Source organism: Luteibacter pinisoli, from assembly GCF_006385595.1.
Classification (GTDB): domain Bacteria; phylum Pseudomonadota; class Gammaproteobacteria; order Xanthomonadales; family Rhodanobacteraceae; genus Luteibacter; species Luteibacter pinisoli.
In genome coordinates this window covers 1,454,827-1,472,736 of sequence record NZ_CP041046.1, presented here as the reverse complement: position 1 = coordinate 1,472,736, position 17,910 = coordinate 1,454,827, and the positions used below count along the sequence as shown (strand labels likewise).

18 protein-coding genes are annotated in these 17,910 nt (G+C 64.6%); 12 read left to right on the top strand and 6 right to left on the bottom strand.

What is annotated here, in order from left to right:
* Positions 1-117: 117 nt before the first annotated feature.
* The 10 genes from FIV34_RS06725 (at position 118) to FIV34_RS06680 (ending at position 9,226) form a co-directional block, all read left to right on the top strand.
* Positions 118-627: a hypothetical protein gene (locus FIV34_RS06725; RefSeq protein ID WP_139980899.1), complete on the top strand. Its 510-nt coding sequence runs from the start codon at positions 118-120 to the stop codon at positions 625-627.
* A gap of 82 nt (positions 628-709) precedes the next feature.
* Positions 710-1,969 (top strand): XVIPCD domain-containing protein, encoded by a 1,260-nt coding sequence (locus FIV34_RS06720; RefSeq protein ID WP_139980897.1) that lies wholly within the window; start codon positions 710-712, stop codon positions 1,967-1,969.
* Between the two features lie 45 nt (positions 1,970-2,014).
* Positions 2,015-2,542 carry a hypothetical protein gene (locus FIV34_RS06715; protein WP_139980895.1) on the top strand — a complete coding sequence of 176 codons (528 nt, stop codon included), beginning with the start codon at positions 2,015-2,017 and terminating at the stop codon, positions 2,540-2,542.
* 12 nt (positions 2,543-2,554) lie between these two features.
* Positions 2,555-3,190: a hypothetical protein gene (locus FIV34_RS06710; RefSeq protein WP_139980893.1), complete on the top strand. Its 636-nt coding sequence runs from the start codon at positions 2,555-2,557 to the stop codon at positions 3,188-3,190.
* A 25-nt stretch (positions 3,191-3,215) separates the two neighbouring features.
* Positions 3,216-3,737, top strand: coding sequence for a hypothetical protein (locus FIV34_RS06705; RefSeq protein WP_139980891.1), 522 nt, complete (start codon positions 3,216-3,218; stop codon positions 3,735-3,737).
* Positions 3,738-3,752: 15 nt separating this feature from the next.
* Complete coding sequence (locus tag FIV34_RS06700; RefSeq protein ID WP_139980889.1) at positions 3,753-4,862, top strand: XVIPCD domain-containing protein; 1,110 nt, start codon at positions 3,753-3,755, stop codon at positions 4,860-4,862.
* A gap of 11 nt (positions 4,863-4,873) precedes the next feature.
* On the top strand, positions 4,874-5,476 hold the full coding sequence (locus tag FIV34_RS06695; RefSeq protein ID WP_139980887.1) for a hypothetical protein: 603 nt from the start codon (positions 4,874-4,876) through the stop codon (positions 5,474-5,476).
* Positions 5,473-6,891 (top strand): XVIPCD domain-containing protein, encoded by a 1,419-nt coding sequence (locus FIV34_RS06690; protein ID WP_139980885.1) that lies wholly within the window; start codon positions 5,473-5,475, stop codon positions 6,889-6,891. Before FIV34_RS06695 ends, FIV34_RS06690 begins: the two co-directional genes overlap by 4 nt.
* An 18-nt stretch (positions 6,892-6,909) precedes the next feature.
* Positions 6,910-8,589: a type IV secretory system conjugative DNA transfer family protein gene (locus FIV34_RS06685; RefSeq protein ID WP_139980883.1), complete on the top strand. Its 1,680-nt coding sequence runs from the start codon at positions 6,910-6,912 to the stop codon at positions 8,587-8,589.
* A 22-nt stretch (positions 8,590-8,611) separates the two neighbouring features.
* Positions 8,612-9,226 carry a hypothetical protein gene (locus tag FIV34_RS06680; RefSeq protein ID WP_139980881.1) on the top strand — a complete coding sequence of 205 codons (615 nt, stop codon included), beginning with the start codon at positions 8,612-8,614 and terminating at the stop codon, positions 9,224-9,226.
* Positions 9,227-9,328: 102 nt separating this feature from the next.
* On the opposite strand, the gene FIV34_RS06675 is transcribed toward FIV34_RS06680, so the two are convergent.
* The 3 genes from FIV34_RS06675 to FIV34_RS06665 all read right to left on the bottom strand — a co-directional run bounded on the left by FIV34_RS06675 (position 9,329) and on the right by FIV34_RS06665 (position 11,885).
* A complete protein-coding gene (locus FIV34_RS06675; protein WP_139980879.1) occupies positions 9,329-10,681 on the bottom strand; it encodes a peptidoglycan-binding domain-containing protein in 1,353 nt (450 codons plus the stop codon).
* Between the two features lie 48 nt (positions 10,682-10,729).
* Entirely contained in the window at positions 10,730-11,122 is a 393-nt protein-coding gene (locus tag FIV34_RS06670; protein ID WP_139980877.1) for a lysozyme inhibitor LprI family protein, read from the bottom strand.
* A 64-nt stretch (positions 11,123-11,186) separates the two neighbouring features.
* On the bottom strand, positions 11,187-11,885 hold the full coding sequence (locus tag FIV34_RS06665; protein WP_170207528.1) for a lysozyme inhibitor LprI family protein: 699 nt from the start codon (positions 11,883-11,885) through the stop codon (positions 11,187-11,189).
* A gap of 230 nt (positions 11,886-12,115) precedes the next feature.
* On the opposite strand from FIV34_RS06665, the gene FIV34_RS06660 reads away from it, so the two are divergent.
* Both FIV34_RS06660 and mutS read left to right on the top strand, forming a co-directional pair.
* A complete protein-coding gene (locus FIV34_RS06660; protein WP_139980873.1) occupies positions 12,116-12,772 on the top strand; it encodes a glycoside hydrolase family 19 protein in 657 nt (218 codons plus the stop codon).
* A gap of 97 nt (positions 12,773-12,869) precedes the next feature.
* A complete protein-coding gene (gene mutS / locus FIV34_RS06655) occupies positions 12,870-15,455 on the top strand; it encodes a DNA mismatch repair protein MutS (RefSeq protein WP_246058769.1) in 2,586 nt (861 codons plus the stop codon).
* Positions 15,456-15,628: 173 nt separating this feature from the next.
* Here the strand turns inward: mutS and FIV34_RS06650 are convergent, their stop codons facing one another.
* The 3 genes from FIV34_RS06650 to FIV34_RS06640 all read right to left on the bottom strand — a co-directional run bounded on the left by FIV34_RS06650 (position 15,629) and on the right by FIV34_RS06640 (position 17,898).
* On the bottom strand, positions 15,629-16,471 hold the full coding sequence (locus FIV34_RS06650; protein WP_139980871.1) for a hypothetical protein: 843 nt from the start codon (positions 16,469-16,471) through the stop codon (positions 15,629-15,631).
* Positions 16,472-16,567: 96 nt separating this feature from the next.
* On the bottom strand, positions 16,568-16,966 hold the full coding sequence (locus tag FIV34_RS06645; RefSeq protein ID WP_139980869.1) for an RNA-binding S4 domain-containing protein: 399 nt from the start codon (positions 16,964-16,966) through the stop codon (positions 16,568-16,570).
* A gap of 38 nt (positions 16,967-17,004) precedes the next feature.
* Positions 17,005-17,898, bottom strand: a complete 894-nt coding sequence (locus FIV34_RS06640; RefSeq protein ID WP_139980867.1) for an AEC family transporter — start codon at positions 17,896-17,898, stop codon at positions 17,005-17,007.
* Positions 17,899-17,910 lie beyond the last annotated feature (12 nt).

The following is a 17,910-nucleotide window of genomic DNA, read 5'->3' as shown; positions in this document are numbered from 1 at the left end:
CACCGCCTGGCAGCCCTCCTCCTGCTCTCCATGCCAGCCTGGGCCTGCGCGCAAATCGCCAACCCCTACGCCAAACCTGTCGCCGCACCGTCCGCTCCCCAGGATAAAGGAACCAAGATGGATGACCTCAAGTCCTTTGCGACGGGTGGCGCCAAGATCCTCGAATCGACGAAGGGCGACCTCACCGGCGATGGGCGCCAGGGTGCCGTGCTGATCATCGATCCGCCGGGCGGCGAGAACGCGAAGCTGGGTGAAGGCCCGGCGCGCGACGTGGTGCTGGTGGTCCCTGATACCGCAGGGCATTTCCAGAAAGCCGCATCGAACACACGCATCGTCCCCTGCGCCACCTGCGGTGGCGTCGCTGGCGATCCCTATGGCTACACAAAGATCACCAAGGGCCAGTTCACCATCGTCAACGGTGGTGGCAGCCGCGAGCGCTGGTCCGACGAATACACCTTCACCTGGTCGGCGGCTCGCAAGGACTGGCTGGCCAGCCACGTGCTGCGTAAGGTCACCGATAGCGACACGGGGAAGGAAAAGACCGTGGACCTCACGGCAAAGGACCTGGGCGACGTCTCCTTCAAGGACTTCGATCCGAGCCATCTCCCGGAGGCTACCCTGCCCTGATGCCACCCGTTCCACCACCGCCATGGCCGGCGGTGTGAAAGCCCAGGGCTGGGCCGCCTAGTAAGTAAAACAGGAGCTCCACATGGCGATTGATCGTGAAACACAAGTCCTTACCGACGCGTATGCGGCCGGTATCCGGGACCCGAAGGAACTGGCCAACTTCATGGCCCAGGTGACCCATGAGTCCAATGGGCTGAACCGGCTCGAAGAAAGCTTCCGCTACACCCGCAACACCCAGCAGATTCCCGTGCAATCGGCATGGCGCGAAGGCGCCGAGCCGCTTGAAGCCGCACGCAAGGAAGCCCTGCAAGGCAAGCCGGAAAAACTTGCCGAACTCATGTACGGCGGCCGCAACGGCAATGATGAGCCGGGCGACGGCTGGAAGTACCACGGCCGCGGCTACATCCAGCTCACCGGCAAGGACAACTACGCCGCGGCCGGCAAGGCGCTCGACCTCGACCTGGTCAAGCACCCGGAGCTTGCCGCCGAACCGCAGAACGCCTCGAAAATCGCTACCTGGTACTGGGAGAACCGCGTCCCGGAAGCGGCGCGCGATGACGTCAAGGCCGCCACCAAGGCCGTCAACGGCAAATACAACGGCCTCGAAGACCGCGAGCAGCGCTTCGCCGACTGGCAAAAGCGCCTCACCCCCGAGGTGATGGACCGCCTTGCCAGCGGCCAGGTCGGCCATGCGACTCCTACTCCCAGCGCCCCGCCTGCCGATCGCGCGCTCAAGGACGGCATGAACGGCGAAGACGTCCGCAAGCTCCAGGCTGACCTCGCCCGCCTCGGTTACAAGGACGCCCACGGCAACGATCTGCATACCGACGGCAAGTTCGGCCCCGGCACGAAGGCCGCCCTCGAATCCTTCCAGCGCGACCATAAGCTGGACGCCGACGGCGTGGCCGGCCCGAAAACCCGCGAGGCCATCGCTGCCCAGAAGCACATCGACAACCAGAAGCTCGACAAGGCGGCCCTGACGAACCCGGCCAACCCCGACAACGCGATGTTCGAGCAGGCCCGCAAGGGCGTCCACGCCATCGACGCCGCGATGAACCGTACACCCGACCAGGCCAGCGCCAACCTGTCGGCAGCCATTGCCGCACAAGCGAAGAAAGACGGCCTGAGCCAGATCGACCATGTTGTTCTCAGCGACGACGGCAGCAAGGCCTACGCGGTGCAAGGCGACCTGAACTCGCCACACAAGAAGATGGCCGAGGTGCAGACCGCCCAGGCTGTCAACACGCCGCTTGAGCAAAGTGCCTCGGCCATGGCTAACACCGTGCGCGCTCAGACTGAACCCAGCCAACAGCAACAACAAACGCAACAGCCTGGCCGGTAACCGGGTCGACCAATGAACTCGCCTCGCTCCCTCAAGGAATGCATCATGCGTCGACAGGCGACCTACCGCGCCATTGCAGGTCTTGCATTGCTCGCGGCGTTCCCAAGTGCGCAGGCCTCCGTCGATTCCTCGCTGTGCGAAAAGGGCGACGACGCCTTTATGTCGTGCCCCCTGGCCAAGGGCGGAAAAACCGTCTCCATGTGTGCAAAGGGCGGCCAGAGCTTCTATTACGTCTACGGGAAAGCAGGTGCGAAGCCCGAAATGCGCTGGCCCGCGCCAGGTACGCCCACCACGGGCCTGACCTTCTCTCACCTCTCGTATGCAGGTGCGACCGGCGGCGATGCCTTCGCCTTCTCCAGCAACGGCTACAAGTACATCGTTTACACGATCTCCGGCACCCAGATTGACGAAGGCGGCGTGATCGTTCTCAAGGATGGCGAAAAGGAGCCCATCAAGGACAGCGAGTGTGCGGCAGGCCGAAAGACAAATACCGAAAAGGACGATGTCTACAAAGCTGCGCGAAGCTTGCCTGACGATCAGGAAGTCTCAAATCACGGCCTGCCAAGGAAATAAGGAGATATGACGATGACTGCGGAACCCGCCAACTTCATGGGTCAGATGACCGTGGAATCCGGCAAGTTCACGAGCCGTTCGGAGGCCCGCCGTGCCGTGACAGCACTCGTCCTGACTGCAGCCCTGCTCTCGGCCGCCGTGGCCCAGGCCGCCACACCCACTCAGGCAGCGTCCGCCGGTGCGCGCCTCGCGAAGATGGCACCGGGCTCGACGAGCTCCTGCACGGTTGGCAAAAGCGGCAACCTGGATTGCCTGGTCGATACGGTACGGACCCGTGTTTCAGAGTGCGCCGGCGACTACGCATGGGGCCAGGTAAGTGAAAAAGATGGCGTGACCCTGGAATCCGCGTTCGATAAGGCCAAGGCAAAGCCCACGGTACACCTGGCCAGCCGCCAGTTCGTATGTGTGGCCGCCACCGCAGGCAACAACCAGATCCCCGACCGCTTCTACGTTATCGCCTTTCCGTTGAAGCGCGTACCTGGCTGCAAGGAGAACGATCTGTGCCAGGAACGCCAACAGACGTGGGTAGGCACGAAGCCCGAAGGCCCATGCCAATGGGTCGGCAAAGAGGGTGATTTCACCGGCGCATGCGCCGCGGGGTGGGTAAGCCCTGACAGCATCGAAGTCTTCTCGATGGGCCTTCAGTAAGCACACGAACACACAGGACTTACACATGAGCCGAATACTCCCCGGTACGCTACGCGTCGCACTTTTCCCGCTCGCTCTCATGGCGCTCCTGTCCGCCTGCCGGTCACCGGAGGCGCCGACGCCTTCCGCCGCTCCCGCGTCGCCGACTACCGTGGCGAGCGCGGTTGCGAATCCGACAGCAACGAACGCGCCCGGCGTCTGCCCGGCCCCCACGTTCGACGGTTTTCTCCCGGCCTTCATGCACAACGTCTCGGTGCAAGAACGCTACGCCGCCGATCCGCTCGAAAATGACACGATCGACCCGAACGCCGAACCGGAACCGGCGCCGGTGAAAAAAATGCTGACAAAGGCCCAGATCACGTTCCCCGTGATGCCTGACTCCGCTCGCCAGAAAAAGGATGGCCTGGTGTTGAAGCAATCGCCGGAGGGCGATGGCGGTTTTGCAGTCGAACTCGCGAAGCCGGATACCGATTACCAGATGACGTTTCACTTCCGATCGGCCGACGGCTGCTGGCAGCTGTATCGGACCGAGGATGATTCACTCTGACCAGGAGTTACACGCATGTCATATCAGGAAGTCATGGACACCATGCTACCCGCCCATGGGCGGACGGCACCTCACATCACCGGCCACTACGGCGAAGTGCGCCAGAAAGGCCCGCACGGCGGCTCGGACTTCAACTACGCCGGCGGCCAATCTGGCGTAAACCTTGAACACCCCGGCATCCACTCGCCCATCAGCGGCGAGGTCACCTTCGTCGGCGGCCAATACGGCACGATCAAGATCCGCGATGCCGATGGCAATAGCCATGAAATCCTGCACACCCAATCGCAGTCGGTAAAGGTGGGTCAGCACATCGAGGTAGGCGACGAGATCGGCCACATGGGTGGTCGCGGCCCGAAAGGCTCCGAGCAGTACGCGCAGCACGTCCACTACCAGATGAAAGACGCCAACGGGCACGCAGTAAATCCCGAAGAGTTCTGGCGCCACCGTTCGCCGGCGCACCCGGGCCACGCGCAACCGGTGCACGCAGCCGCAACGCATGCCGCGCTGCGCCACGGCGATAACAGCGAGCACGTGAAAGCCATCCAGACCCAGCTGAATCACCTCGGCTATCGCGACGAGCGCGGACACAAGCTCGTCCCGGATGGCGAATTCGGCACCCACACCAAAGCCGCCGTAGAAACCTTCCAGCGCGCCCACGGCCTCGAACCCGACGGCATCGTCGGCAAGAAGACCATGGACGCCATTCACGCGCAGGAGCGCCAGGGCCCGCGACTGGATTCGGAAGCGCATCCGGATCACCCGTTGTTCCGCCAGACCCAGGCGGCTGTCCACAAGCTGGACGCCGAACAGGGACGCACCCCGGACCACATCAGCGACCGCCTGTCGGCCGCGGCCGTCGTCGCCGCACGCAGGGAAGGCATGACCGGCGTCGACTCGGCCGTCCTGAACCAGGATGGCAGCAAGGTCTACGTCGTCCAGGGTGAGATGAACTCGCCGTTCAAGCAGCTGGCCGAAGTGAACACGCAGCAGGCGATCAACACCACGGTCGAACAGAGCTCGGTGCAGTGGAAACAGGTGGCCGACCAGCAGGCCGCGACCCAGGCCACGACACAGACGCCACACCAGCAAGCGACGCCCCAGCAGCAGCCCACACCGGGTCTGTAAAGGAGAAAGACTTGAACCTGAACCGATGGCGGCGACATGCCGCTACCGCCTCCCTGTTCCTTGCCCTGCCCTTTTCCGCTACCGGTGCCACCATGAACAAGCCTGACGTCAAGCTCAACCCGAACCCGCGCATGCGCTACGAGTTCACCGTGAAGGTGGATGGCGCGCCGGGCCCGTTCGATCGCATCGAAGGTGTCGTGGATTACCGCGTCGCCAACGAAGCCTGCGTACCCCTGACCCCGGTGGTGGGTGCCACTGTCGCACCCGAGAAGCGCGTGCCGATCACGCTGCAGCCGGCCGGCAATGGCCTGTACAAGGGCGAGATCTTCGCGGACCTGCTCCAGGACGAAGATTATTTCGGCAAGGGCGTGTGCCATTGGTCCGTGGTGGCCGCCAGCGCCAACCTGTTCGTCAAGCAGGTCGACTTCAGCGCCCCGCTGTTCAAGGACGAGCTGTTCAAGGGCAAGCCAGTCACCCGCTGGTACTCCAACCGTTCTTACGCCACCACGCAGATGGAACGCGTGGACACGGGCGAAGAGAACCGTGCCCAGTACCAGGATGAAGCCAGCGCGACGTTCTCCGTGACTGTCCATGCCGAGGAGATGCATCCGTGACGATCTCCTCCACTGACTACGCTTTACTCGCCCAAGACGCCTACCAGGATCCCGTCCTCAACAAGCCCAAGATCCTGGGCGGGGTGACGTACGAGGCCATCGATGCCGCAAACGATCCCGTCACCGGCTTTCAGGCGACGGCCTACCGGCGCTCAGATACCGGTGAAGTCGTCATCGCATACCGCGGGACGGAGTTCGATCGCGAACCCGTGCAGGATGGCGGTGTCGATGCAGGCATGGTGCTGGCCGGAATCAATATCCAGGCCCCGGAAGCCGAACTGTTTACCGCACGCGTCATGGAGAAGGCCAAGCTGGATGCTGACCTTCACCATCGCCCGCTGCAGGTGACCGTCACCGGCCATTCCCTCGGCGGCACCCTCGCCGAGATCAACGCCGCGAAATACGGCCTCCATGGCGAAACTTTCAACGCCTACGGCGCTGCCAGCCTCAAGGGCATCCCGGAAGGCGGCGACACGGTGATCGACCACGTCCGTGCCGGCGATCTCGTCAGCGCGGCCAGCCCGCACTACGGGCAGGTGCGCGTTTACGCGGCGCAGCAGGACATCGATACGCTGCAACACGCCGGCTATCGCGATGACAGCGGCATCCTCAGCCTGCGCAACCCGATCAAGGCCACGGATTTCGATGCCCACGCCATCGATAACTTCGTGCCCAACAGCAAGCTGCTCGGGCAGTCGATCATCTCACCGGAAAACGTGGCGCGCTACGACGCCCACAAAGGCATGGTCGACCGCTACCGCGATGACGTGGCCGATATCCGCAAGGGCATCTCGGCCCCGTGGGAAATCCCCAAGGCCATCGGCGAGCTGAAGGACACCCTGGAACACGAGGCCTTCGAACTGGCGGGTAAGGGCATCCTCGCGGTGGAGCACGGCTTCGAACATCTCAAGGAGGAGATCGGCGAAGGCATCCACGCCGTGGAGGAGAAAGCTTCCAGCGCGTGGCATACCCTCACCCATCCCAAGGAATGGTTCGAGCACGACAAACCCAAGGTGACCCTGGACCATCCGGACCACCCCGACCATGCCCTGTTCAAGCAGGCGCAGGGCGCGGTACACACACTCGATGCCTCGCACGGCCGCACTCCCGACAAGACCAGCGACCAGGTCGCCGGCTCGCTGGTGGTATCGGCACGCCGTGACGGCCTTGAGCGGGTAGACCGCGCTGTACTCAGCGATGACGCTAGCCGCCTGTACGGTGTGCAGGGTGCGGTGGACTCGCCGCTGAAGCAGGTCACCGAAGTGAACACCGCCACCGCCGCGCAGACATCGCTCCAGCAGAGCAGCGTGGCCTGGCAGCAACAGGCAGAGATCGCGCGCCGGACCCAGGCGACAAGCCAGGCTCAGCGCACGGACCAGCAGGTGCCGCCGCAGGCACCCGCGCACGGCATGTAATTCATACGGAAGAGAGAGATGAGTAAAACCAAGGGGTATTGGGCCGTTGGCGTGTTCGTGGCGGCCCTGTTGTCAGGCGAGCTGTTCGCGGGGTGGTTGACGCTACTGTTCCTGGGGCCGAGGGATGTCGCCCTCGGCTTCACCACGTACATTGCCCACCTGCGCGTGCTGGACGTGCCGCAGTGGGCGCCGTATGCATGGAAGATCAAGACCGCCGGCGCCGTCGGTTTCGGCATTCCCCTGCTTTGCTGGTTCGTCGTGCTGGTGCTGCTTCTCAGGAAGAAGAAGCAGGCCATGCACGGCGACGCCCGCTTTGCCCGCGCCGGTGACCTGCGCAAGCAAAAGATGCTCGATCCGGCCCCCAACGGCGTCCTCGTCGGCCGCTTCAAGGGCGACCTCGTCCGCCTGCCGGGCCAGCAGTTCGTGATCCTCGCCGCCCCCACCCGCTCGGGCAAGGGCGTGGGCGTCGTCATCCCCAACCTGCTGGACTACCAGGAATCGATCGTCGTCCTGGATATCAAGCAGGAAAACTTCGACCTGACGAGTGGCTGGCGCGCCAGCCAGGGCCAGGAGATCTACCTGTTCAATCCGTTTGCCGAAGATCGCCGCACGCACCGCTGGAACCCGCTGAGCTACGTCTCCAAGGATCCCGCCTTCCGCGTGTCGGACCTGATGAGCATCAGCTCGATGCTCTACCCGGATGGCTCCGACGACCAGAAGTTCTGGGTGAGCCAGGCCCGTAACGCCTTCATGGCCTTCTCCCTGTACCTGTGTGAGAAGTGGGACCACGACGAGGCCAACGGCCTGCCCGACATGCTCCGCGACAAGCCGACGCTGGGCATGATCTACCGCCTCTCGTCCGGCGACGGCACCGACCTGCGTGAGCTCTACAGCGCCCTGTCGCAGAAGCCGTTCCTCAGCGCCAACGCGAAGTCCGCCTTCGCCAACCTTCTGTCGCAGGCGGCCGAGACCTTCGCCTCCATCCTCGGCACCTTCAAGGAACCGTTGAACGCCTGGATCAACCCGGTGCTCGACGCGGCCACCAGCGAAGACGACTTCCTGCTCACCGATGTGCGCAAGAAGCGGATGACCATCTACATCGGCATCCAGCCCAACAAGCTGGCGGAAAGCCGGCTTATCGTGAACCTGTTCTTTAGCCAGCTCATCAACCTCAACACGAAAGAGCTGCCGCAGAACAATCCTGCCCTGAAGCACCAGTGCCTGCTCCTGATGGACGAATTCACCTCCATCGGCAAGGTGGAAATCATCGCCTCGGCAGTGTCGTACATGGCCGGCTACAACATCCGCCTGCTGCCGATCATCCAGAGCATGGCCCAGCTGGACGCTGTCTACGGTAAGGACGTCTCGCGCACGGTCATCACCAACCACGCCCTGCAGATCGTCTACGCCCCGCGCGAACAGCAGGATGCAAACGACTACTCGGAGATGCTCGGCTACACCACCGTGACCAAGAAGAACGTCACCAAGAGCAAGGGCGGCGACACCCACAGCAAGACGGAAGAAAAGCGCGCCCTCATGCTCCCGCAGGAACTGAAGGCCATGGGCACAGACAAGGAAGTGTTCTTCTATGAAGGCATCCCGCACCCGGTGATGTGCGAGAAGATCAAGTACTACCAGGACAAGTACTTCACGTCCCGGCTGATGAATAAGGCTGAGGTGCCGAAGCTGGCGGTGTAATACACGAATACCCACCTACCGAATGAATCTGCCGACCAGGAAATTGCCGTTGACGACCACGCGAGTCGCCTTGCTTTTCGCGCTCTGTTCGTGCGCCGCACTTTCTGCGTGCGGAAGCCGCGATTCGACGCCACAAATCACATCAACCCCCAATCCCAGGCAGGTGAACGTCGACATCGCCATCAAGGATGCACCGGGGCCGTTCGATTCGATGGCCGCGACCGCCTACTACGATGTTGGAAACATCGACTGCGCGCCGACTCGCCCTATCTCGGGTGCGCAGCTGGGGCCGCGAGAGCGCCTCTCCGTCGAGTTGCGCCAGACTGGCCCGCATCAATACGAAGCGACCATGCCGATCGATCCTTTCGTAGATCAGGACTACTACGGCCTCGGCGTGTGCCATTGGCGTGTGGTCGCGCTCACGGTCAAGGGCACACGGTTGAAACGGACCTTCTCGGCCATGCTGCCTGGTGATGAGCTGCTTGGTAGCGGTTCGTTCGCCACTTACTTTCAGAAGCAATCGTATCTTGATGCTGCAACACCCATGGACGTTCCGGGCGTCCACAACCTGAACCGGTTCGCGTCGCCGGACGACGCATTCTCTATCGACATCAGCGCCAGGGAGGCACGTAAATGACACAGGACACCGATACCTACGCCAGGCAAGCGTCCTCACGGCCACTGACATAAAAAAAGGGCGGCTGTGCGCCGCCCTTCTTGGTCCATGCGCAGGCGCTGGTTAGCGCGATACCGCCGGCTGACTCTGCTGCTGGCTCTGCTGTTGCTGCTGCTCCTGCGCCAATGGCGACGTGGCCTGGGCCGGCTGCTGCCAGTTCGCCCCGCTCTGCTCCAGCGGCTGCTTGACCGCCTGCGCGGTATCGACCTGCGCGATCTGCTTAAAGGGTGAGTTGAGGTCGCCCTGCACGGCGTAGGCGCGTGCGCCGTCGTCGCTGAGCATCACGTGATCGATCCGGGTCAGCCCGTTCGAGTGGGCCGCATTGGCCAGCGCCCCTGTGAGGTTGTGGCTTTGCTGATCCGTCGCACGTCCGTGCCTGGCGTCCAATCCGCTCACGCCCTTCAGGGCTTGCTGGTACATCGCGTTACCAGGATGCTCAGGGTCAGCGAGCGACGTGGCCGCTTTCGCCTGCGCGTGGTCGATGGCCTTGAGCGTGTTCCGGCCGGCGATGCCATCCACCGTCAGATGGTGATCGCGCTGGAACGCCTCGACGGCATGCTTCGTATTTGCGCCGAAGCCCGCATCCGGCGCCAATGGCTTGCCGTCGGCGCCTCGATAACCCAGCGCTGCCAGCTTGCCCTGCATGTCACGCACTTCTTGCGAATGATCATGCAGCCGCAGCGTGCCCTCTCTCTGCACGTGATCGACCCCGGCAGGTCCTGGCGCCGCACGCCCTTTGTGCTCGACGGTGACGCCATTCTCTTTCAGTACCCGATCCGCATCAGCCAGCCGGTCCAGGCTGGTTTTTTCATTCGCAAATCGCTCCTTCAGCGAGTCGTGCAACTCGGGCGACTTGCTGAAGAGCGTCTTGACGTGATTAATCTTGTAGTCCTGAACGGCGTCTACGATGTCCTTATCGCTTAGCTTCGAAAGATCGTAGTCCCTGCCAAATTTCTCTTTCATTCCGTTATCGAAGATGCCAGGCGTGAGGTCACGGCACTGCACCGACGTGCTCCAGAGCGCGTCCTGCACAGCCATGCCACGGCCCGACAAATCGATGCCTCGGCCCTTAAGGGCCGCCTCTTGTTCGCCATAGTGCGAACGCCCAATGAAGTCGTGCTGGTCGCGGCCGAAGCCGGGATCTGTCTTCGCCAGGTCGCGCCATTTGGCGTCAAACTCGGGCGTCGCCGGCGTCAGGCCTTTGAACTGCTGGCCATACGGCGACTGGTCAAGGTATTCCTTCAGCGTGCCCATCTTGGTTGAGAGCTGATAGGAGCCGTAGGAAACGCCGCCGTGGTCGCCCTTGCCGGTGGAGATGGTTCCCGCACCCGAGGGTCCTGATTCATAGCGCGCCGAGGTCTGGCCAAGATGCCAGCTTTCCGCGGTGCGCCGCGCCGCGTCGAGATCGTCCGTCATTCGCGTAACTCCTTCTTCCTATGCATCCGGCACCATGCCGGATGCTTTCTAACGGGTCATGCGGGCTTCGAGCGCGGCGGCACGCTGTGCCGTTTCGCGAAGATCGCATTGGTTCGAATCAAGCATCGATCCCGTGCCGCCATCCTTGTCGGGCGCGCAGGATGTGTCGCGGCTTGTGATCCACGCGCGCTCCTCGTTCCGAAGTGCCGTTCGCTGCACGTCGGTCATGGATTTGCGCAGGGCCTGGTATGCCGTATTGAGGCGCTTGTCCTGATAATCGTGTTCGGTGCCGATGCAGTCGTTCAGCGCCGCCGTGACGCCACCGGATGCCTTGACGCAAGCGTAATAGGCCGGGCGGAACGGCTTCGAATCATCAGTGGTGGTTTCGGCACCGGCAGCATGCGCGCTGAATGCGAGAAGCACGGTGGCGAAGGCCGCCATGCCAGGAACAGATGTGATCACGTAAAGCTCTCCCTATGCGTGTGTTTCGCCATGCCCCTGGATACTAGCGATCGCTGTCGCACTTCGTATCCTTCGGGACATCCCCGCCGTTGGGCTTGCGACCCAGAACGAGGTATTTGTTGAATTTCCCTTCGGCCGGCATGCCGGATGTGCGATACCAGACGAGTTGGCCGCCATAAGGGACCAGGTAACCTGATACATCGCTGAAGGCTGGGCATGCAGGGTAGCTGCCATCCGGTGAGTCTTCGGTACAAAAGCGGACGAAGAGCTTGCCGTCGCGCCATTGGCCCTTGAGCTGGCCCTGACTGCCGTCCTTCCGCGAGCCATCCGACCAGGTGCCTTCCACCTGGGGCGCCGTCGTCCGCAGGCTCATCTCGGCGTGATGGCCGAAACCGCAATCGCTGCGGTAAGCCCACTCACCGGCCAAGGACGTGCTGCCGCCCAGGCGCTTCTCGAGCTCATCAGCACGGAAGCTGGTTTGCGTGGTCGTGCACTCGTTCTTGACGAGATTGCCTGCCGAGACCTTGCACGCCGTATCGCGGCCTATGATCCACTGGCGTTCCTCGTTACGCAGCGCCTTGCGGCCTGCGTCATCGAGCGATTGCGAGAGCTTCTTGTAGGCCGCGTTCAGACGGATGTCCTGGGCGTCGTAGGCGGCGTTCGCCTCCTGGGGTGCCGGTGCGGCGGAAGCGGCGAAGGCCGTGGCAAGTGCCGTGGCACCAAGAAGCGAGAGCACGCGCATGAAAACTCCTGTAAATGCCCGAATATCACTATAGGAGCGAGGGTAGCAGAGCATGGGCTGAGGATTCCGTGACCATCCGGCCACTTCCTTCCCTCGGTGAAATCCTGAGGGCCGTAGGGGCCTGCCCGAGATGCGTCGCAGCCGAGGCCTACGGCGCCGGTGACCTGGCGCGATGTACCGTGGCGACGGCCCGGCGACGAGGCCAGCCACCCCTCACCCAGGAGCACGACATGACGATGGATCGCGAATCGCAGCTGGCGATATTTGCCTACAAGGCCGGCATGACCCACGCCACGGAACTGGCGAACTTCCTGGCCCAGGTCGGCCACGAATCCAACGGCCTCACCCGGCTGGACGAGAGCTTCCGCTACACACGGGGCATCGAGCAGATCCCGGTGCGCTCGGCCTGGCGCGAAGGTCCCGAGTTGCTGGACGAAGCGCGCCTCCGCGCCCTGCAGGGAAAGCCTGAGATGCTGGCCGAACTCATGTACGGCGGCCGCCTCGGCAACGACACGCCAGGCGATGGCTGGCGGTACCACGGCCGCGGCTACATCCAGCTGACTGGCAAGGCGAACTATCGCGCCGCATCGAAGGCGCTGGACGTGGATCTCGTACAGCGCCCCTGCCTTGCCGCCGAATCGGAAACGGCCGCGTGCATCGCCATCTGGTACTGGCTCACCCGTGTGCCCACCACAGCGCGCCGGGACGTCCGCGCCGCCACGAAGGCGATCAATGGTGGCTACAACGGGCTGGCCGATCGCACGACGCGCTTCCATGCGTGGGCTGGGCGGCTTACCCCCACGGCGATGCTGGCCATTGCAGCGGGGCGCGCCCTTCCGCCGGCGGCCGACGCTGCGTCGCGCCAGCCTGCCTACGCGCACGGCTAGCGCGCGGCGGGAAGCCGCAGGCGGCGCGTCGACCCGGTATCATGGTCGGCCGGCGCGCCATGGGCGGCGCGCCATCGTTACTAAGCGTCGGAAAATCATGGCTTTAGCAGAAGACATCGGCTCGGCAGCAGGGCATACGCCGTTCATGCGCCAGTACCTGGGCGCCAAGGCAGAACACCCGGACATCCTGCTGTTTTTCCGGATGGGCGACTTCTACGAGCTGTTCTACGACGACGCCCGCAAGGCGGCCCGCCTGCTCGATATCACGCTGACCCAGCGCGGCCAGTCGGCCGGTGCGCCCATCCCCATGGCGGGCGTGCCGTATCACGCCGTGGAAGGCTATCTGGCGCGGCTGGTCAAGCTCGGCGAATCCGTCGCCCTGTGCGAGCAGATCGGTGATCCGGCCCTGTCCAAGGGGCCGGTGAAGCGCGAAGTCGTGCGTATCGTCACGCCGGGCACCGTCACCGATGCGGCGCTGATGGAAGAGCGCCGCGACAACCTGCTGCTCTCCATCGCCGCCGGCCCGAAGGGCTACGGCATGGCCTGGGTGGACCTGTCCACCGGCCGTTTCCTGCTCACTGAAACCAACAGCGCCGAAGGCCTGGCCGCCGAACTCGCGCGCCTGCAGCCGGCGGAAACGCTGGTCAGCGAGGACGTGGCCTGGCCGAAGCTGGTCACCACCCTGCCCGGCGTGCGCAAGCGCCAGCCCTGGCACTTCGATGGCGATGCCGCCACGCGCGAGCTGTGCCGCTTCTTCAAGACGCGCGACCTGCGCGGCTTCGGCGTGGATGGCCTCCCGCTGGCCGTCGCCGCCGCGGGCTGCCTGCTCGGCTACGTGGAAGAAACCCAGAAAAGCGCGCTGCCGCACCTCACCGGCATGGCCGTGGAGAACGCCAGCGAGACGATCGCCATGGACGCGGCCACCCGCCGCAACCTGGAAATCGACACGCACCAGAGCGGCAACGTCGACAACACGCTGCTCGGCGTGCTCGATGAAACCGTCACCCCCATGGGCGCCCGCCTGCTGCGCCGCTGGCTGAACCGTCCGCTGCGCGATCGCACCCTGCTGCGCGGTCGCCACCAGGCGATCGGTGCGCTCATCGATGCGCGCCGCCATGGCAGCCTGCGCGAACAACTGCGCGGCGTCGGCGACCTGGAGCGCATCCTGGCCCGCGTGGCGTTGCGCTCCGCGCGCCCGCGTGACCTCTCCACCCTGCGCGATGGCCTGGCCGCCGCGCCGCGCCTGCGCGAAGAGATCAATGGCGTCGACAGCCCGCTGCTGCACGACCTGGTGCAGCGCATCGGCGACCACGCCGACACCGCCGCCCTGCTCGCCCGCGCCATCATCGAGCAGCCGCCGGTGCTGCTGCGCGATGGCGGCGTGCTGGCCGACGGCTACGACGACGACCTCGACGAACTGCGCCGCCTCTCCACCAACGCCGACCAGTTCCTGGTCGACATGGAAGAGCGCGAAAAGGCCGCCAGCGGCATCCCGACCCTGAAGGTCGGCTACAACCGCGTGCACGGCTACTACATCGAGATCACCAAGGCGCACGCCGAAAAGGCGCCGACGCATTACACGCGCCGGCAGACCACGAAGAACGCCGAGCGCTACATCACCGAAGAGCTGAAGCAGTTCGAAGACAAGGTGCTGTCGGCGAAGGAACGCTCGCTGATGCGCGAGCGCGCGCTGTACGAGTTGCTGCTCGACAAGCTCACCGAACAGCTGCCGGCCTTGAAGATTGCCGCCTCGGCCATGGCCGATCTCGACGTCCTGGCCAACCTGGCCGAACGCGCCGAGACGCTGGACTGGGCGCAGCCGGTGCTCACCGACGTGCCGGGTATCGAGATCGAACGCGGCCGCCACCCGGTGGTGGAGAAGGTGCGCGACGAGCCCTTCGAGCCGAACGACCTGAAGCTCGAGAAGACCCGGCGCATGCTGGTCATCACCGGGCCGAACATGGGTGGTAAATCCACCTATATGCGCCAGAACGCGTTGATCGTGCTGCTCGCCCACGTGGGCAGCTACGTGCCGGCATCGGCGGCGGTGATCGGCCCGATCGATCGCATCTTCACCCGCATCGGCGCGGGCGACGACCTGTCGCGCGGGCAGTCCACCTTCATGGTGGAGATGAGCGAGACGGCGAATATCCTGCACAACGCGACCGAGTGCAGCCTGGTGCTGATGGACGAAGTCGGCCGCGGCACGAGCACGTACGACGGCCTGTCGCTGGCCCGTGCGGCGGCGGTGCACCTGGCGGCGACGAGCTGCGCCTTCACGCTGTTCGCCACGCATTATTTCGAGCTCACCGAACTCGCTGGCGAATACCGCACCATCGCCAACGTGCACCTGGACGCCGTGGAATACGGCGACCAGCTGGTCTTCATGCACACGGTGAAGGAAGGCCCGGCCAACCGCAGCTTCGGCTTGCAGGTGGCCGCGCTGGCCGGCCTGCCGAAGACGGTGATTGCCGATGCGCGGCGTTACCTCTCGGCGCTGGAACAGGGTCACGAGGTGACTGCCGCGGTGGCCGCTCCGGCCACGCCCGCGCCGCAGATGGGCCTGTTCGCCCCGCCCTTGCCAAGCCCGGTGGAAGAGCTGCTGCGCAGCGTCGACCCGGACAACCTCAGCCCGCGCGAGGCGCTGGACCAGCTGTACAAGCTGCGGAAGATGCTGCGCTAAGGCGATTGACCGGATCTATCGGAACGATCCGAACAATCAAATTCCCCATGGACGGGGGCGGTTCTATAGTCCCTCCATCGCGGCATCCATCGACTCTCCATCATCGGTGCCGTGATGCCTTCCGCCCCGCCCTGTGAATTCAGCAGCCCGGGGGCCGGGGCGGGAGGCGCTCCTCAGTAGGGCTTGTTGCTGGTGACACCGCCCAGGCCGTACTGCCGGGCCTCGATCAGCGTCCGCATCAGCACGATGAACAGGTCCGCGCTGAACAGCGACAGGTAGTGCACGCCCCACAAGGTGTTGCCCTTGTCATCGAGCAGGCGCAGCGAGCCCGACGTCGTTCCCTCGTCCACCGACGCGATATCGGCGATGGGAATCAGGCGGTCCTCAAACTCGACGCCCAGTGGGCTCAGCAGGAACGGCTTGGCTTCCACGTTCGGTACGCTGCGTCCATCGCGCCGCGCCTGGCGTTCTTCGTCGGAGACGGTGTGGAAAACGATGCCCTCGCCCGCTTCAAGCGCGCGCAGCGTCAGGGGGCCGCGTTCGCGCAGCTGCCCTTCGATAATCGCGCCGCGCAACCGGAACGCATCGCCCACGTTGTCGAGCACGTCCACCCACGGTGCGAGCGCATCGCGGCGAAAGGCGAGCGCGTTGATCAGGCCACCCTGGTGGCCGGTGCGGTACAGATACAGATCGCCCATGGCGGCGAAGGGCACGAAGTCCTGCTTCTTCGTCCGCGTGTGCAGCACCACCACGCCACGATCGTGCAGCGCCAGCACCGTGCGCGGCTCCATCGCCTTCCACGCCACCGCCGCCAGCAGGCCGGCGACGCACAGCAGCGCGCCCACGGTGGTGATGGTCGGGTGGGCCGAGAGCTGGCCACCGCCAGCCACCGCCAGCGGTAAGCCGACGCCCAGCACCAGCAACAGCGCGGCCACGCCCAACACGACGGCATGCCCTCGCGTCCGGCCATGTCGACTGACGAGCCGGCCCGGTGCGATGCCTGACGCTGAAACCATGCGAATCCCTCCGCCGGTGGGGGACTCACCGGGATGCCCGAGGCTACAAAATCTCAGGCCCAAATGAAACCGGTAGCACCCCACCCCGCCTGACGATTACAAGGTCTTCTTGAGGTCCTGGATCAGGCGGCGGTCGCGCTTGGTCGGGCGCGCGTCAGGCCGCAGGAGCGCGCCGCCGGTGAGCCGGCGATCCTCACGCATGCGCGCCCGCTCGGCGATGCTCTCGTCGGTCTCCCGGTAGAGCTTCTGCGCCTCGGGGGCCGGTCCACGCTTCTGCGCCAGCGCCACCACCTCGCATACCAGCCGCTCCTCGCCACGACGAATCTGCAGCTCGTCGCCGGCCTGCACGGTCTTGGCCGGTTTGCAGGTCGTCCCGTTCACTTCCACCTTGCCGCCGACGATGGCTTCCTTGGCCAGGCTGCGGGTCTTGAAGAAGCGCGCGGCCCACAGCCATACGTCGGCGCGGACGCCCGTGTTTGTCGTTGCATCGGTCATGGGCGAAGTGTGCGGTCGCCGGGTGAGAAACCCAAGCGTCAGGCGGGCAGGAGCAGGTTGCCGAGTGGAATGGTGACCAGGGACAGCAGGATACCCGCGCCCAGCACGGTATTCGCCAGGCGCGGCTCCAGCCCGTGCTGGTCGGCGAGGATCGCCGCCGAAATCATCGGCGCCATCGCCGCCTGCAGCACGCCCACGGTGAGGATCACCCCACCCACGCCCGCCGCGAGGCCCAGGCCCAGCGCGATCAGCGGCGCCAGCACCAGCTTCCAGCCAAGGCCGGCGACGAGGGCGCCGATCTGGTCCTTCTGCAGGTGCAGCTTGAACTGCAGGCCCACGGAAAACAGGGCCAATGGCGTAAGGGTCTGGCCGATCTGCATCAGCAGCTTGTCCACCGCCGCCGGCCACCCGCCAAGCACGCCGACGATCACGCCCACCACCAGGCACAGGAACGGCGGAAACGTCAGCACGCGCTTCGCAATCATCGCGCCGCTCGCGCCCTTCCCCGAATACATCGAGGCGACGATGATCCCGCCAGCTGCAAGCAACGGAAAGCAGCCCAGCTGGTCGGCGATCACCGCCACTGAAAGGCCTGCCTTGCCGTGCAGCGCCTCCATCATGGGGTAACCCATGAAGGAGGTATTGCCGAGGCCGCACACCAGGGTGAGGCAGCCAATGCGCTGCGCCGACCAGTGGAACAGCCGGCCCAGCGTGGCGAACAGCGCCCACGAGCCGAAGAAGGTAATCCACATCGCCGCCACCGGAAACCACAGGTGCGGATCCACGGTGACATGCGGTACCAGCCCCAACACCAGGGCTGGCAACGCGATGTTCAACACCCACCAGTTAATGCCCGGGACGATGCCGTCAGGCAGGTTGGCGTACCGCCGGCAGAGGATGCCGAGGGCAAGGCAGACGAAGAGGATGAGCAGCGCGGACAGTAG

Coding starts and splice junctions, on each gene's coding strand:
- FIV34_RS06725 (WP_139980899.1), top strand. CDS start 118: ATGGATGACCTCAAGTCCTTTGCGACGGGTGGCGCCAAGATCCTCGAA.
- FIV34_RS06720 (WP_139980897.1), top strand. CDS start 710: ATGGCGATTGATCGTGAAACACAAGTCCTTACCGACGCGTATGCGGCC.
- FIV34_RS06715 (WP_139980895.1), top strand. CDS start 2,015: ATGCGTCGACAGGCGACCTACCGCGCCATTGCAGGTCTTGCATTGCTC.
- FIV34_RS06710 (WP_139980893.1), top strand. CDS start 2,555: ATGACTGCGGAACCCGCCAACTTCATGGGTCAGATGACCGTGGAATCC.
- FIV34_RS06705 (WP_139980891.1), top strand. CDS start 3,216: ATGAGCCGAATACTCCCCGGTACGCTACGCGTCGCACTTTTCCCGCTC.
- FIV34_RS06700 (WP_139980889.1), top strand. CDS start 3,753: ATGTCATATCAGGAAGTCATGGACACCATGCTACCCGCCCATGGGCGG.
- FIV34_RS06685 (WP_139980883.1), top strand. CDS start 6,910: ATGAGTAAAACCAAGGGGTATTGGGCCGTTGGCGTGTTCGTGGCGGCC.
- FIV34_RS06680 (WP_139980881.1), top strand. CDS start 8,612: ATGAATCTGCCGACCAGGAAATTGCCGTTGACGACCACGCGAGTCGCC.
- FIV34_RS06675 (WP_139980879.1), bottom strand. CDS start 10,681: ATGACGGACGATCTCGACGCGGCGCGGCGCACCGCGGAAAGCTGGCAT.
- FIV34_RS06670 (WP_139980877.1), bottom strand. CDS start 11,122: ATGGCGGCCTTCGCCACCGTGCTTCTCGCATTCAGCGCGCATGCTGCC.
- FIV34_RS06665 (WP_170207528.1), bottom strand. CDS start 11,885: ATGCGCGTGCTCTCGCTTCTTGGTGCCACGGCACTTGCCACGGCCTTC.
- FIV34_RS06660 (WP_139980873.1), top strand. CDS start 12,116: ATGACGATGGATCGCGAATCGCAGCTGGCGATATTTGCCTACAAGGCC.
- mutS (WP_246058769.1), top strand. CDS start 12,870: ATGGCTTTAGCAGAAGACATCGGCTCGGCAGCAGGGCATACGCCGTTC.
- FIV34_RS06650 (WP_139980871.1), bottom strand. CDS start 16,471: ATGGTTTCAGCGTCAGGCATCGCACCGGGCCGGCTCGTCAGTCGACAT.
- FIV34_RS06645 (WP_139980869.1), bottom strand. CDS start 16,966: ATGACCGATGCAACGACAAACACGGGCGTCCGCGCCGACGTATGGCTG.